At 40.7% G+C, this 14,976-nt stretch carries 13 protein-coding genes; 5 read left to right on the top strand and 8 right to left on the bottom strand.

Annotation, left to right across the window (positions count from 1 at the left end):
- Positions 1-121: 121 nt before the first annotated feature.
- The 6 genes from MIC7126_RS0105490 to MIC7126_RS0105460 form a co-directional block, all read right to left on the bottom strand.
- The gene (locus tag MIC7126_RS0105490) at positions 122-913 is read right to left on the bottom strand and encodes an ABC transporter ATP-binding protein (protein ID WP_017652127.1); all 792 of its coding nucleotides are present in this window, start codon (positions 911-913) and stop codon (positions 122-124) included.
- Positions 914-969: 56 nt separating this feature from the next.
- On the bottom strand, positions 970-1,899 hold the full coding sequence (locus tag MIC7126_RS0105485) for a branched-chain amino acid ABC transporter permease (RefSeq protein WP_017652126.1): 930 nt from the start codon (positions 1,897-1,899) through the stop codon (positions 970-972).
- A 22-nt stretch (positions 1,900-1,921) separates the two neighbouring features.
- Positions 1,922-2,524: a Uma2 family endonuclease gene (locus tag MIC7126_RS0105480; protein WP_017652125.1), complete on the bottom strand. Its 603-nt coding sequence runs from the start codon at positions 2,522-2,524 to the stop codon at positions 1,922-1,924.
- A 12-nt stretch (positions 2,525-2,536) separates the two neighbouring features.
- Positions 2,537-3,487, bottom strand: coding sequence for a branched-chain amino acid ABC transporter permease (locus tag MIC7126_RS0105475; protein ID WP_017652124.1), 951 nt, complete (start codon positions 3,485-3,487; stop codon positions 2,537-2,539).
- A gap of 7 nt (positions 3,488-3,494) precedes the next feature.
- On the bottom strand, positions 3,495-4,739 hold the full coding sequence (locus tag MIC7126_RS0105470; RefSeq protein WP_017652123.1) for an ABC transporter substrate-binding protein: 1,245 nt from the start codon (positions 4,737-4,739) through the stop codon (positions 3,495-3,497).
- A 236-nt stretch (positions 4,740-4,975) separates the two neighbouring features.
- Complete coding sequence (locus MIC7126_RS0105460) at positions 4,976-6,184, bottom strand: FAD-dependent oxidoreductase (protein ID WP_017652121.1); 1,209 nt, start codon at positions 6,182-6,184, stop codon at positions 4,976-4,978.
- A gap of 144 nt (positions 6,185-6,328) precedes the next feature.
- On the opposite strand from MIC7126_RS0105460, the gene MIC7126_RS32205 reads away from it, so the two are divergent.
- The 4 genes from MIC7126_RS32205 to MIC7126_RS0105440 all read left to right on the top strand — a co-directional run bounded on the left by MIC7126_RS32205 (position 6,329) and on the right by MIC7126_RS0105440 (position 10,705).
- Entirely contained in the window at positions 6,329-7,066 is a 738-nt protein-coding gene (locus MIC7126_RS32205) for a pentapeptide repeat-containing protein (protein WP_154655834.1), read from the top strand.
- Between the two features lie 179 nt (positions 7,067-7,245).
- Entirely contained in the window at positions 7,246-8,715 is a 1,470-nt protein-coding gene (locus MIC7126_RS0105450; protein WP_017652119.1) for a pentapeptide repeat-containing protein, read from the top strand.
- Between the two features lie 373 nt (positions 8,716-9,088).
- Positions 9,089-9,922 (top strand): hypothetical protein, encoded by an 834-nt coding sequence (locus MIC7126_RS0105445; RefSeq protein ID WP_017652118.1) that lies wholly within the window; start codon positions 9,089-9,091, stop codon positions 9,920-9,922.
- A 207-nt stretch (positions 9,923-10,129) separates the two neighbouring features.
- The gene (locus MIC7126_RS0105440) at positions 10,130-10,705 is read left to right on the top strand and encodes a hypothetical protein (protein ID WP_017652117.1); all 576 of its coding nucleotides are present in this window, start codon (positions 10,130-10,132) and stop codon (positions 10,703-10,705) included.
- Positions 10,706-10,736: 31 nt separating this feature from the next.
- Here MIC7126_RS0105440 and MIC7126_RS0105435 read toward each other — a convergent pair whose 3' ends face one another.
- The gene (locus tag MIC7126_RS0105435) at positions 10,737-10,970 is read right to left on the bottom strand and encodes a hypothetical protein (protein ID WP_017652116.1); all 234 of its coding nucleotides are present in this window, start codon (positions 10,968-10,970) and stop codon (positions 10,737-10,739) included.
- Positions 10,971-11,304: 334 nt separating this feature from the next.
- Between MIC7126_RS0105435 and MIC7126_RS0105430 the strand changes: the two genes are divergently transcribed.
- Complete coding sequence (locus MIC7126_RS0105430; RefSeq protein WP_017652115.1) at positions 11,305-11,907, top strand: glutathione S-transferase family protein; 603 nt, start codon at positions 11,305-11,307, stop codon at positions 11,905-11,907.
- Positions 11,908-12,200: 293 nt separating this feature from the next.
- Here the strand turns inward: MIC7126_RS0105430 and MIC7126_RS0105425 are convergent, their stop codons facing one another.
- Complete coding sequence (locus MIC7126_RS0105425; protein WP_017652114.1) at positions 12,201-14,954, bottom strand: cation-translocating P-type ATPase; 2,754 nt, start codon at positions 14,952-14,954, stop codon at positions 12,201-12,203.
- Positions 14,955-14,976: the final 22 nt, after the last annotated feature.

Below are 14,976 nucleotides of genomic sequence, written 5' to 3'. Positions count from 1 at the left end.
TATAGGTGCGTTGGTATTTTCACCCGCACCTATCGCCAAATTATGAGGTGGGATATGATTGTTTTAAGTGAGTCGTCTTGGTATCAGAAGCAGAATTTTTAAAAACTTTGCCTACACGAATTCACTCATTACCCAAATAAGCCTCAATTACAGCCGGATTATTTCTGACTATAGCTGGTTCACCGAGTGCAATCAATTGTCCAAAATCTAAAACAGCAATGCGATCGCACAAACCCATCACCAATGGTACATGATGCTCTATCAAAATAATCGTCAAATTGAACTGCTCTCGCAAACTCCGGATAAATTCGCTTAATTGCTGCTTCTCACTGGGGTTCATCCCCGCAGCAGGTTCATCGAGGAGTAATATCTGTGGTTTTAAGGCTAAGGCGCGAGCGATTTCTAATCGGCGTTGATCGCCATAAGCAAAGTTTTTCGCTTTTTCGTCACTGCGATCGCCCAATCCTACCAGCCCTAATAATTCTAAAGCCTGACGCTTACTTTTCTTTTCTTCTCTAACCGCTGTTGGCAAACCTAATATACCGTTGATTATACCACTTTTTGTATGTAAATGACTGCCGATAATTACGTTATCTAAAGCTGTTAATTCCCCAAATAAGCGAATATTTTGAAAGGTGCGAGCGATACCTAAACCTGCTATTTGATGAGGAGACAGTTGAGATATTTCTGTGTTTTGATAAACCAAATTTCCGCTAGAAAGCGGTATTAAAGCTGTAATCAAATTAAATAATGTAGTTTTCCCAGCACCATTAGGCCCAATTAGTCCAAAAATTTCGTGTTTTTTTACTTTAAAAGATACACTATTAACCGCCACTAAACCACCAAAGCGGCGAGTCAAGGCTTTTGCTTCTAATATAATATTGTTTTCATCGGCTGAGATAGTATGTGACATATTGATTTCAATCTCTGTGAGCGATTCTGTTCATAAAGTCTCTGAGATAATTTAAATTAATTTTTGCGTTTTTTGATTTTTCTAAAAATATCTGGCGTCACCAAACCTTGAGGAAAAAATATTGTCCCTACCACAATCAATAAACCGAAAATAATTAATCTCCCATCTCGCAAAAACTGGGCTAGCCAAGTGGGTAAACCACCTGTGTCGGCTAGGTTCCTTAAAACTTCTGGTAAGGCTGTAAATAGCATACCTCCAACTATAGAGCCTAAAAAAGTTCTAGAACCGCCTATTAACACAAAGGTTAAGTAAATAATACTAGCATCAAAAGTCCCTTGGCGAGCATTCCAAGTATTTAGAAAATGGGCGCTAATTGCACCAATAAATCCGGCGATAATTGCTCCTAAGGTAAACGCCAATACTTTATAATATGTGGCGTTAATTCCCATCGCCCCTGCAGCTAATTCATCTTCTCTAATAGCTGTGAATGCTCTGCCTACACGAATACGTTCCAGGCGATAAAATAATATCATACTAATTATTAATAATGGTAGAGCAATCCATAAATATTCAATTTGTGTCAGAAAAGGTTGGGGAATATTAGGAATACCAATTGCACCACCAGTAATCTCTAGATTGAGGGAGAGTACCCGGAGAACTTCGACAAAAGCAATAGTAGCGATCGCTAAATATATTCCCCGCAATCTTAACACAGGAATTCCCACAACCACACCTAATAAAGCGCACACAACACCAGCAATGATCATTTCTAATAACAGCAGAGGAACGGGAAATAAATTACTAGCAGGAGTCGCAAAAACTGTCGTCGATAAAATTGCTGCAATATACCCGCCCACAGCATAAAATCCAGGACTAGCTAAAGATAATTGTCCAGCCATTAATGGTAAATATAGCGATAAACCGAGCATCGCTCCTAGCACCATAGATACTATTAAGGAACCATAAGTAGCCAAAAAATCTGCCATTTTCAAATATTTTGATCAAGTTTTAAGCTGTGAGTATTTGCTCTGCTGTCAATACCAGTTCCGGAAAGGTTCTCGACACAATTCGTTCTGAACCTCTAAACTGTGTGCATTGATATTTTCCCTCAGCATCTAATATAAAAATCAACACAGTCGGAACTTTAGGATTTCCCAGATATTGTCTCAATCCAATTGCTAAATAATCGATAATCCAATATTCTGTAATCCCTAAATTTTGATATTCATCCAATTTATCAATATAATCATCTTCCCAATTAGTTGATGTTACCTCCACAGCTAACTGGATAGGTTCCACAAGCGCAGAGTATTCAGCACGATTTGAACGCCACACATCTTTATTAATCACACTAACATCAGGTTTACGCCCCTGTTCTATTCCTTTAGCTGTGATAGTTCTAAACACTGCTGTATTTTTGACGACGTAATTTAGGTTTAGTCGTCTAATTTCATCATTGAAACCAAACAACATAAAATCAGCAACATCATCATGATTTCTGGTTGCGCGTACTTCTACAATTTCTCCGTCAATAAACTCATATAAACCCTCCTCTGGACACTGTTCTAAAAATTGCTCAAAAGTTAATTTTTGTTTAGTGGATGCTTTCATTTAATCCGCTCCTTAAACTTTTTGAATAAATCGCCTTCCTAGCAAACCCTGGGGTCTAACTAACAGCATAATAAATAATATTCCGAAAGCGACTGCATCTTTAAAAGCCGAATATTCACCGGGTACAAATGCTTCTGCGAGTCCAATAACTAACCCTCCCAACACCGCACCGGGAATGCTACCTAAACCACCCAAGACAATCACAGCTAAACCCCTCAAACCGAAAGCAATACCAAAGTAAGGGCCGGCGATACTCACACTAGAAGCAACTAAAGTTCCTGCTAATCCTGCTAAAAAACTACTGAGGAAAAATGTTAAAACAATAAAGCCATCGGTGTTAATTCCTAACAAACTTGCAGTAGTTTGATCTTCGGCGATCGCTTGCATCGCTTTGCCATATTTAGTACGATTAATAAAATAAGTCAAAATAGCAACTATCACCACAGAAACTGCAAATATCACCACCTGTACACTCCGAATCGGAATAGGATTTTCTGCAGTTCCAAAGTTAATCGCAGCGGGTAAATTACCGTAAGTTTCTGCTGGAAATGTGTAACTTTCTGCACCCACCAAATATTGAATCAAGTTAACAATTACCACAGCTACGCCCAAGCTAGAAACCACGGTCAATAAAGAATCAGAGCCTTTTCGACGCAGAGGTTGAAAAGCGATACGTTCCATCCCTACCCCAACCAATCCTGCTAAACTACTTCCTAAAATTAAAGCGATCGCAAATGGTAATTTTATCGGTAGAGTAACATTAGCTAGCAAACCATTAAAGCCAAAAGTACCACCCATGAGTGCATAAGTGAAATATGCACCCAGGGTAAAAATCGCACCGTGAGCTAAATTAATGATGCCCAAAATCGAATAAACTAGAGTATATCCCAAAGCAAAAATTGCATAAACACTGCCAATGGATAACCCATTTAGAAATTGTTGTAAAAATAAACTCAAATTCATCTAAACCCTACTTAAGAAACGTGAATTTGCCTTTACTACCGTCTTTTTCCATTTTAATTTGAGCCACATAAAAATCTTTTTGAATTACCTCACCTATAGGTGTAAATGCCATTTCACCTAGTGGAGTATTGTATTTATTCGTAAGTATTTGCTTATTCAAATCTGTTCGTAACTGCGCTAATTGTAATTGACTAATCTTGCTTTTTTTATCTAAATTCTGAAGCGCTTCTATATATACCTGTACCGCAGCAAAAGCTTGAGCACTAAATTGTGGTGGTTCTTTCTGATATTGCTCAAAATAAGCTTTGCGAAAAGTAGCATTAATCTCACCTGGATGTTCTGGACTGTAAGCTTGAGCAATCAACACACCATCACAAAGCGCTTTACAAACTGGGAACATATTCGAGGTATTCAAACCATTCCCACCCACAATTAAGCCTTTATAACCTAATTCCCGCAGTTGTCTGATCAAATTACCGCCATCAACAGCCAAGCCAGAAATAATAATTAAATCCGGTTTAAGGTTAATAGTATTAGTAGCTTGAGTTTGAAAATCTGTATCGGTAGTTTGAAATTTTTGGACTGTGACTAATTCTAAACCCTGATCCTTAACAGTCTTTTGAAAAATTTCTGTTTCTGATTTGCTATAGGAATCATTTTGAGCAAATAAAACAGCAACTTTTTTAATATTAGGGTTCTGCTTAATTGCTGCTTTCACCGAATTAGGCGCAACCACAGAAGAAGGAGCAGAAACACGAGCTATATAATCACCAATTTCGGGAATTCCTTTCGCAGTGTTTGAAGGAGCGACAACTGCTATTTTCGCTCGTTCAGCAACTGGATCAGCACTAAAAGCTTGTTGTGATAAAGTAGGGCCAACAATCCCTACAACTTTATCTTTATTAATTAAAGTTTGAAAAGCATTAATCGCCCCAGCTTCATCGCCACTAGTGTCTTGAAATACTAATTTAACCGGAGTACCATTGATACCACCTCGGTTATTGAAATATTTTTCCGCAATTTTAGCTCCAGCGACTTGCTCTTGACCAAGTAATGCAACATTGCTAGTCTGTGCTACAGCTACTCCAATGGGAATTGTACCCTTTGTAGCTGATGTTGCTGCAGCATTAGTAGCAGTATTTGTGGGCGAATTATTTACAGAACTTGAACCAGTGTTAGCGCCATTACAGGCTGATAGTAGCAGAGTGCAAGTCACGAAAAATGTTGTTGTCAGTGCAGTGGATTTTTTCATGGATGAATAATAATCTCATTCAAGAACCATATTTATTTGACCATGCAACGGCGCAGGTTTCAAGTATTTTTTAATTTAGAAAATATTTTATTTTTTCTTTTAGTATATTTTCCTTCTGGTTTTGTGATAGCAATGCTACCAGTATCTATCGAATTGAGAAAATTTAAAAACTTTACAACTACAGAATTGCCTCCATTCTATTAGTGTTTATAATGTTAAAATTGTCATATTTACAGCTAAAGTTGATGCTTCTCTAATCCTTCCCTAAATTGTTCCATAAAGCGGCAATCAATCCAATCTTTCAAATACCATAAAAGTTTATGGGGTGGTAAAGTAAAATCACCTTTATTAGCGATCGCTCTCCCATCACCTGTACCAATTAAGCTTAAATATTCTCGCTGTGGTTTATAATCTTCGAGAGGTTTATTCAATACAAATCGCTGCAAATTCTCAAATAAAGGCTTTCCCTGTTTAACAGCAAATACCCCCGCTTTTGGTCGCGGATAATTGAGCATAGCAGCAATATCACCCGCTGCAAAAATGTGAGGATGTGTCAGCGATTGTAATTTGTTATTTACTAAAATAAAACCTTGCTCATCAGTCGCTAATCCTGTTGCTTTTAACCATTGGGGAGCCGAGGCTTGTGTGACCCAAAAAACTCGATCACACTCAACCGTTAAACCAGATTCACATTTAACTGTTAATATTTCCCCGTTTCTGCTGTGTGGCTTGAGAGTAAAATTATTTGGCTCAATTTCACAAACTTTTTCCCCTAAATACAACTTAATACCCCGCTTAGTTAAAATTTTCTTAACTTGATGCTGGGTTGAATCATGATAATTAGTCATCAACTCTTGGTGACGGTGGAATAAATGAATTGCTAAATTCTTTTTTTCCATCATCTTTTGTAAATGTGCTTGCATTGATAGCGCTAATTCTACACCTCCAGCGCCACCACCTACAATCCCAATGCTAATCGATACTTGGGGATTTTCAGCAACACTGATTAATAGCTGATACCAATGTTTCAATAATTGGGAAACTGGTTTAGCCGGAATGGCAAATTCTGCTGCACCTGATACAGATATTATGGCTGGAGTGCTGCCAATATCGATGGACAAGATATCAAATGTCACAGGTGGACTATTAGCACAAATTACTTGGTTCTGTTCTAAATCTAAACCTATAACTTCGTCAATACATAAATTTGCTTGAGCAAAATCAGCTAATTTTTTTAAATTAATATGACATTCATCATAATTATAAAATCCGGCTATGTGTCCTGGTAACATGCCAGAATAAGGTGTATTTGTCTCTTTAGTGATTAAAGTTAAACTCACCCCCTTTAACCGTTGCAATCCAAACATTTTCAGCGCGATCGCATGGCTGTGTCCACCACCAATTAATACTAATTTTTTCCCTATTGTTTGTGAATTTTGTTCCATATAAATATTGGTCTGCCTCATTAATCTTCATGAATTTGCAGTTAGGAATCAACTCCTGAATCCAAGATAATTCTCTTTTTATAATTTCTGAAACGAATTACTCATCATGCTCTAAAATTAACATTAATTATGGTTGCAGTAATCATGAATAATTACCATATAACTAAAAATTTGTTAACTAAAAGCAAAATTTATTTAAAATCGCTATTCTCCCAGGCAAATTCTGTCGAGACAAAAATTAACCTTACTCACAAACAGCCACCTACACAATACCTAAAAATAGCGATTACAAATCTCCAAAATCGCCACATAGAAACTAATCTGGCAACAATTGATAATTTAGAGCAAATTGCTCAGAAATATCCGCAACTACACTGGGAAATCACAGTCATTCTCACGAATTTTGTGCGACGAAGTACACCGTATTTACCTCAAACAGAGAATAAACCGCATCCATCCCCGACTGTTTGTGAAGATATTCAAGCAGCCTTGAGTGTGATTGCGAGAAGAAACGCCAAACAAGACCCGGAAAATGAGCAATTAGATTTAAGTTACACAGATATGACAGATGTAATTTTGTGTGGGGCTAGCTTAGAAAAAGCAAACCTGTACCAAGCGAATCTTGCTGGTGTAGACCTCACAGGTGCTAACCTGCGTGGTGCAATCCTGACTGCGGCTAACCTCCAAGGCGCAAACCTCAAAGGCGCTAACCTAGAACAGGCGATTCTTTCTGCAGCTAACCTAGAAAATGCCAACCTTACTGGCGCTAACTTCCATAGAGCTAACTTATATTTAGCAAAGCTGCATCAAGCGACCCTGAACCATGCCATACTCACTCAGGCGAATCTCAAAGAGGCAGTATTTTTCGATGAATCTTCATAAATTGCTGTGACGATCAGTGGGACGATTGCACAATTGGTCTAACGAAGCATCATAAATTCTAGAAGTAACAGTAGAATCAATTAAGTCTTCTGGCACATATGCAAATTCTAAGCTAAATGCTATACTGTTTTTCCCAAACCTCTAAGTAATAATCCTAGGTTGTGAGGAATATTTCTGCTATGTCTGCTAACAAGACAAGCGTACCTTTGAATTGGTCAATCGCAATAACAGTTATATTTGCTCTCTCATTGACACTCACAGTCTTCGGACTGCCCCAAATCCGGGTATTGTCAATTCAGCAACAAATACAATACGGAATTCAAGCACTAGCAACGGCAGGAATCATTTTCCTAGGATTGGCAGTGATGTTGAATGCCTATTATAGTGCAAAGCATGTCCAAGCTTTATCCAGAAGTGCGATCGCTGCCGAAAAAAACATACACATAGGAGCGCAAAACACAAGGATATCTCAAGACAAATTATTAGCAGAACGCTTTATCGCCGCCATTGCACAACTGGGACATGAAAAAATCGAAACTCGCATCGGCGCAATTTATGCCCTAGAAAGAGTCGCTCAGGATTTTCCTAAAGAACACTGGACAATTATGGAAATCCTTACAGCCTTTATCCGGGAAAATGCTCCCATCCGCCAACCAGTAGCCGCAAAACAAGAAGACTCACCGCCCATCTCCTTCGCCAAGCACAAAGGCGCAGCCCATTCCCCACAACCCTTGGATTTAAACTTTTATGAAGAATCGCCCAAAATTCGTACAGATATCCAAATAGCCCTGACAGTAATCGGTAGACGCAATTCACTCCAAGACCGCGAAAATCAGAAACTAGATTTACGCCACATAGATATTAAGCGAGCAGACTTGCTAGGCGCCAACCTAGAACAAGCAGACCTGAGAGAATCAGACTTGTCTGGGGTGGACTTGCGCGGCTCTAACCTCTGTAAAGCAGACCTCGAAGGCGCCAAACTCTCCGGCTCCATTCTCTATGAAGCCAACTTACTTCACACCAATTTACATGCAGCCAATCTTTGCTGGGCTAACCTGAATCGAGCCAACCTTCAAGGCGCCAACCTCCGCGCAGCTAACCTCTATGGAGCAAGTCTGCGTACAGCCAACCTCCAAGGCGCGAACATGTACAAAACAAACTTGCAACAAGCAACCCTGAAGGTAGCTAATCTATCCGGAGCCAAGTTGTTTTTAGCTAACCTCCAAGGCGCAAAACTAGGTAAAGCCAACCTGCACATGACAGGCTTAATCGGCGCTAACCTCCAAGGAGCAAACCTCAACGGCGCCAACCTTTGTGAAGCCAACCTCAACGCCGCCAAACTCCAGCAAGCAGAAATCTATTTTGCTGACCTATCTGAAGCCAGCTTAACAGAAGCTGACTTGTATCAAGCAATCCTCATCGGCGCCAACCTCTCAAGAGCCATCCTCTACGAAGCCAATCTGCACGAAGCGAACCTCATGGGCGCAAACCTTTCAGGCACAAACCTGAGCGACGTCAAACTAGAAGGAGCAATCCTCACAGGAGCGAAAAACTTAGAATCACAACAGATTACCGCAGCATTAGGCGATCGCACAACCCGTCTACCAGATAACGTAGAAGCTCCTACCCATTGGCGGCAAATGGTTTAAATTAATCTTGTTTGAGTGATTTATCCGGGTGCATCTTGCTATTTTTAAACCAATACTCTACTTTCTACCAAAATTAAGCATCAACCCCCTTATTTCCTAGCTAGTCTCTATTTCCTAGCCCCTGACCTCAACAAAAACTTCATTAAATTAACAACCATACACATCATCACCAATTGTATTGATAATTGGTAACAGTAATTTTGTATAACTAAATACAATCAAACTTAACCATAAATTCCACTACAGACAGACTTCATACCATACTATGTCTGCCTCCAGAACGGTAAAACGTCAATTTTTAATCGTTAAAGTTGGTGTTATGGAGCAAGCAACAGACGAAGGTTAACAAAGGTTAACCAAGGAGATAATTATTATGGTTGAAAGCGGACAGGTTCTAGATGATCAAAGTGGAAACGCTAATCGCTTCACCACAGATCAATCCAACACTAATACAGCAGGAACAAATATCGACCCAGGAACCTTTAGAACCGAAAATACTAATCGCTTCACAACAAATCAACCGAGCAGTGGTACAGCGAGAACCAACACGGGAACTGGCGTATACACAGATGTCAATGCTCCCAGAATGACATCTCAAACTAATAGCAGTATGCCCAGCCCAGAGATGAACTCGGCATTAGTTAGAGTACTATTAGGCGGACTAATTGGAGGCACCCTAGGATCATTAGCTGGTGCTCTGGCTGGCGACAGAATAGGTTCAGGCTTCAACCACACACTCAAAGGTTTGGGAGAAGCAGCCAAGATTATAGGTGAAGGTTTTAGCCAAACCGCACAAGGCGTAGGTCACGCCATTAAAAGCGTCGCCGAAGGCACTAGCTACACCATCATAGGTGGCACGTTAGATACAGCACAAAGTGTTGCTCAGGGAATCCAGCAAACAACAGCAAACACAATAGACGCAGTGCAAAATACATCACACAGTGTTAACCAAGCCGTGCAAGATGTCAGCCAGAGAGCAAAAGCCGCAACAGAAACATTCAACACAGAAAATCGCAACAATCAATATCAAGACAGCACATTTACAACAAACCAGCAAAATCGAAATTATGAAAGTAGCAGAGGTCAACAAGATAACGCTGGAGTTTACATTTCCGACTCTAATTGGACAGATACATCAATCAGTGAACGAACCACCTCCACAGATGAGGGAACTTCCATGGCTTCCCTCGAAGAACAAACAACATGAAAAAAGATGACTCAATAATTGATTAGGTTTGTTGCTTTTATTGAGAAAAAGGATAAGAGTAAAGGAGAAAGTGGCTGATAAAAAACCCTTTCTCCCTCTTGCAAAACTATTTTTGCACCCGTTTTTTCTTCTCGTCTACGGTACTTTTTCATATCAAAAAATATCAATCAAGCAGTTTTTGACATTAAAAAACAGGAGAAAATGACCATGAACGGCAACCAGCAACCTCTGGAGCAGCCTGAAGAAATTATTGATAATAATACAAATCAACCTTACACTTACACAGTCGATGAATCAGCAAATAATGAGATAGCAAAAATAGTATTTGGTACACTCATTGGAGCAACATTAGGCGCAATAGCTGGAGCCTTAGCTATGAGCGGTACGGCTCCCAGGATTAATCAGACTGTCAAAAGTGTAGGTAACGCAGTTAAAAGCGTAGCAGAGAACTTCGACCAGACTATTAAAAGTGTGGGGGAAGCCATTAATACTGTGGCTGGTAGCGTTAACGAAACAGTAAAAGATGTGGGAGATTCAGTCAAAGTCACAGCAGTTGACTTTAACGACACTGTTAAAAATGCAGCAGTCACCGTTAAAAATACAGGAACTGAAATTAAAGACACTGTTACAAATACAGTCGATATTGTTAAGGGCGCAAATGAAGGTGTTAGCGAAACTATTAAAAGCACAGTGACAGACGTCAAGTCTACCACTGGTCAGAATGTGAATGTACCCAATAACCAGACAGCCTACATTTTAGTGCCCCTAGATCAACACAACTGAATTAAAAAATTCCAGTCTCTACCAAGGGCTGCTACACTGGCTCAATATTAGGGTCAGTATAAGGAATCAAATTCGGATCTCCCCCCTCCACCGGATTTGGATTAGTGTAAGGTTCCGTATTTGGGTCGCCATCTTCCACCGGATTTGGGTCAGTATAAGGAATTAAATTTGGGTCGCCACCTTCCACGGGATTTGCGTTAGTGTAAGGTTCTATATTCCGGTCAATCTCAGGCTCAAAGTGAGGATGAGAATTTGTATTAACCATTAGATATCTCTACTTTTTCGTGGAATTGTAAATTAAACACTTCTCTTATTTCTAAGTACAGCACACCATTACTAGAAAGGGAAATTAACCTTGCGGATGAACTAGATATTGGTAACTCTTCTTCCGTTAGGATGAGATTTATGTCTGAAAATAACTTTGGGTAGTACTCAAAACTTTTGTAGAGAAACAAAATTTGGATTCTCTACAATCTTTAATACTCATTGATTAATCTTGAATACTCGCCCATGAGGCCATGATACTCATGAATGAGTTTCCGAACCTCTATTTAAGCTAGACTATCCTCGGAAATCTCAATATTCCAGGGTACGAGCAGATGATTGACCTCTACACCTTCACAACACCAAACGGCCGCAAAGCTTCTATCATGTTAGAGGAAGTCGCACTTCCCTACACCGTCCATAAAATCGACATTACCAAACAAGAGCAATTCACACCAAAATACATTGCCATCAACCCCAACAGCAAAATCCCTGCAATAGTTGACCAAGAAACCGGAATTACAGTTTTTGAATCCGGCGCAATCCTCATTTACTTAGCAGAAAAAACCAGTAAATTACTACCCAAAGAGCCAAAAAATCGCTTTCAAGTAATTGAATGGTTGATGTTCCAAATGGGAGGTGTAGGGCCAATGTTTGGACAACTCAACCATTTTAAAAAATTTGCATCTGAAAAAATCCCCTACGCCATCGAACGCTATGAAAAAGAAACCTTGCGAATTTATAGCGTATTAGATAAACAACTCGCAGACAACGAATTTATCGCTGGTGACTACTCCATCGCTGACATAGCAACCTATCCTTGGGTAGCAATTTATGAGATGCAAGGCTTGACATTAGATAACCACCCAAATCTTCATAGATGGGTAGAAACTCTGCAGCAGCGCCCCGCAGTCCAGCGCGGAATGAATGTGCCTTAAATAAATCCTATAAAAATAGGGAAAAGGTAAATCAACACCCAATCCCTATTCAAAAAATCGAAAATCATTCTAAGTCAATTCTCCATAAAATCCCGCTAACTATTTTGGTGCATAGCGAATTATTTTTATAAAACCTCTGTCTTGAAAAGTTCTGAGCGGAGGAGACCTCCGCTCAGACTTTTCGCTGCGTACCTTAGCGCCAACCTCGGCGTACCTTAGCGTTAAAAAACAGATATTTAAAAAGAAGGTCGCACCTTCCAGTTGAAACCTTCATAGCAGCTTCTTTCGCACTATTAGTTGAGCGGATCGAAATGCTGCAAGATGAGAGCTATGAACACTACTGGCAAACCTATACCCACGCAAATGAAAGCTTGGGTCAATGTTAAAGGTGTTGTGTCAAAAAATTGATTCATGATGCTCCACTGACTGAACAGACATTGTAAAATCACTACAGCCACAATTCCGATCGCTGGTGCATAAGCTATGCGTGTTCGTTTACCTTGAATCCTGGCAACTAGAGATGGTAAAAACTGGGTAATGCTCAACAGGTAAAAGACTTCTGCTACCACCAATCCATTAATCGCCATCGTTCGCGCCAATGCTTCATTACCTGTAGTTTGCAGTACCCATTGAAACATGCCAAAAATCACCAGCCAATTAAAAACGGAAATCGCCAAAATACGCTGAAGTAGACTACCTGATAGCAGCTTTTCGTTGGGGTTACGTGGTGGTTGCTGCATCACCTGTCCAGATTTGGGTTCAAAAGCCAGAGGAGCAATCAATGCTACTGAACTGACCATGTTGAGCCAGAGAATTTGTAGCGGCAAGATGGGAAGAACAGTTGCTAATAGAATGGCAATTAAAATTGTCATCGATTCCCCAACGTTGATTGGTAGCATGAAAGCGATCGCCTTTCTCAAGTTTAAGTAAACGGCGCGCCCTTCTTCTACAGCAGCTTCAATTGAGGCAAAATTGTCATCAGTTAAAAGCATGTCAGCCGATTCTTTAGCAACGTCCGACCCTGCTATACCCATAGCTACACCAATATCTGCTTGCTTGAGAGCCGGAGCATCGTTGACTCCATCTCCAGTCATGGCGACAATTTCACCCTTTGACTGCAAGGCTTTCACCAAACGCAACTTTTGTTCTGGAGCAACTCGTGCAAATACCATGCTTTGTTCAGCGGCTTGTGCTAGTTCCTGCTCATCCATCTGAGCTAATTGCTGTCCAGTAAATACCTTCTCTTGTGCGGAGCAAATTCCAATCTGGCGGGCGATCGCCAATGCTGTTAGTGCATGGTCGCCAGTGATCATCTTCACCTGAACTCCTGCTTCTTGACAAGCACGGATAGCAGCGATCGCTTCAGAGCGTGGTGGATCGATCATCCCTTGGATTCCCAAAAACACCAGTGAATCCTCAATATCAGTGTGAGCCAAAGATTGTTGCTTTGCTGCCACTTCTTTTCTAGCAAATGCCAGTACCCGTAACCCCTGCTGTGCCATGTGTTTAACTTCTTGTTCCACTACAGCAGCATTGAGAGGCGCAAGCTGTCCTTGGGTATCGAGCATTCGATCTGCACGTTGGAGAATTGCCTCCACAGAACCTTTAATATAAATAACATTCAACCTTCGTTTTGCATCCAATTCATGTAAAGTTGCCATGTACTGATGTTGCGACTCAAAGGGAATGGTGTCTATTCTGGGCATCTCCTGCTCAAGGGTAGCTGGCGTTAACCTTGCTTTTTGGGCGACTGCAATCAATGCTCCTTCAGTTGGGGTTCCTACCACGCTCCACTGTTCGTTTTGCCATTCAATGTGAGAATCATTACAGAGCAGTCCCGCTTCTAGGCATTCTCGTAAAGCCGCATGTCCATCGGCATTCAAATCAACGAGCTGTTGACCCATGAGAATTTCACCGTCTGGAGCATAACCAATACCGTTGACAGTATAATTTTGATTACCAGTATATATCGCCTGAACCGTCATCTGATTCTCAGTTAACGTCCCAGTTTTGTCAGAACAGATCACAGTTGTACTTCCCAAGGCTTCAACAGCAGGTAGTTTGCGAATAATCGCGTGTCGCCGTGCCATCCGGGAAACTCCAATTGCCAAAGTGACTGTAACAATCGCAGGCAATCCTTCTGGAATCGCGCTCACAACCAAAGCTACAGCCGCTTTAAAAACATTAATCCAAGAGCCACCCTGTCCTAATCCGACTGCAAATGTCAAAGCTGCCAAACCTAAGACAGCGTAGAGTAGAGTTTTGCTAAACTTGTCAATTTTGCGCGTCAGCGGTGTTTTCAGACCTGTGCTACTTTCAAGTAATTGGGAAATGCGACCAGTCTCAGTAGCATCAGCGATCGCTACTACAATCCCTTCTCCCTGTCCATAAGTGACGAGACTTCCCGCATACGCCATATTGCTTCGTTCAGCTAACGGTGTCTCCATCTCCAACAATAGAGTTGCTTTCTCCACCGCAACAGATTCTCCTGTTAAAGCAGACTCGTCAACTTGCAACTCACGCAAACTTAACAGCCGTAGATCAGCAGGTACTTTATCTCCAGATGCTAGCTGCACCAAATCACCGGGAACTAGCTCAGTTGAAGCTAGACGAGTTTTTTCACCCTCACGAATCACAGTTGCTTCCGTAGTGACAACTGCAGACAAAGCAGAGATCGCATCTTCTGCTTTAGATTCTTGAATATAGCCAATGGTGACGTTAATCAGGATGACAGCAAAAATTACCCCCGCATCTATCCAATCTTGGAGCAGCAGCGTCACCACTCCCGCCGCCAGTAAAATATATAGCAGTGGTTCATTAAATTGTTCTAGAAATCTTAGCCAAGGACTTTTACCACCTTTAGCAGTTAATTGATTCGGTCCCATCTGCTGGTGTCGCATGTCCGCTTCAGCATGAGTCAAGCCAGTTTGGGGATGGCTGGCTAAGATTTGCAAAACCTGTTGTTCAGAGAGAGTATGCCATTGATAACTCTGTAAATCTTTTGTTGTCTCAGGAAAAGTATTTTTAGCGATCGCATTTGCTGTCATCTCTGGCTCCAAATTAAAATAA

It is taken from the genome of Fortiea contorta PCC 7126, assembly GCF_000332295.1.
Taxonomy (GTDB): Bacteria; Cyanobacteriota; Cyanobacteriia; order Cyanobacteriales; family Nostocaceae; genus Fortiea; species Fortiea contorta.
The sequence above is the reverse complement of the archived record's forward strand: the minus strand, read 5'-3'. Positions and strand labels throughout refer to the sequence as shown.

Bases quoted from the DNA above. Each gene is read 5' to 3' on its own strand.
- MIC7126_RS0105490 (WP_017652127.1), bottom strand. From the start codon at position 913: ATGTCACATACTATCTCAGCCGATGAAAACAATATTATATTAGAAGCA.
- MIC7126_RS0105485 (WP_017652126.1), bottom strand. From the start codon at position 1,899: ATGGCAGATTTTTTGGCTACTTATGGTTCCTTAATAGTATCTATGGTG.
- MIC7126_RS0105480 (WP_017652125.1), bottom strand. From the start codon at position 2,524: ATGAAAGCATCCACTAAACAAAAATTAACTTTTGAGCAATTTTTAGAA.
- MIC7126_RS0105475 (WP_017652124.1), bottom strand. From the start codon at position 3,487: ATGAATTTGAGTTTATTTTTACAACAATTTCTAAATGGGTTATCCATT.
- MIC7126_RS0105470 (WP_017652123.1), bottom strand. From the start codon at position 4,739: ATGAAAAAATCCACTGCACTGACAACAACATTTTTCGTGACTTGCACT.
- MIC7126_RS0105460 (WP_017652121.1), bottom strand. From the start codon at position 6,184: ATGGAACAAAATTCACAAACAATAGGGAAAAAATTAGTATTAATTGGT.
- MIC7126_RS32205 (WP_154655834.1), top strand. From the start codon at position 6,329: ATGAATAATTACCATATAACTAAAAATTTGTTAACTAAAAGCAAAATT.
- MIC7126_RS0105450 (WP_017652119.1), top strand. From the start codon at position 7,246: ATGTCTGCTAACAAGACAAGCGTACCTTTGAATTGGTCAATCGCAATA.
- MIC7126_RS0105445 (WP_017652118.1), top strand. From the start codon at position 9,089: ATGGTTGAAAGCGGACAGGTTCTAGATGATCAAAGTGGAAACGCTAAT.
- MIC7126_RS0105440 (WP_017652117.1), top strand. From the start codon at position 10,130: ATGAACGGCAACCAGCAACCTCTGGAGCAGCCTGAAGAAATTATTGAT.
- MIC7126_RS0105435 (WP_017652116.1), bottom strand. From the start codon at position 10,970: ATGGTTAATACAAATTCTCATCCTCACTTTGAGCCTGAGATTGACCGG.
- MIC7126_RS0105430 (WP_017652115.1), top strand. From the start codon at position 11,305: ATGATTGACCTCTACACCTTCACAACACCAAACGGCCGCAAAGCTTCT.
- MIC7126_RS0105425 (WP_017652114.1), bottom strand. From the start codon at position 14,954: ATGACAGCAAATGCGATCGCTAAAAATACTTTTCCTGAGACAACAAAA.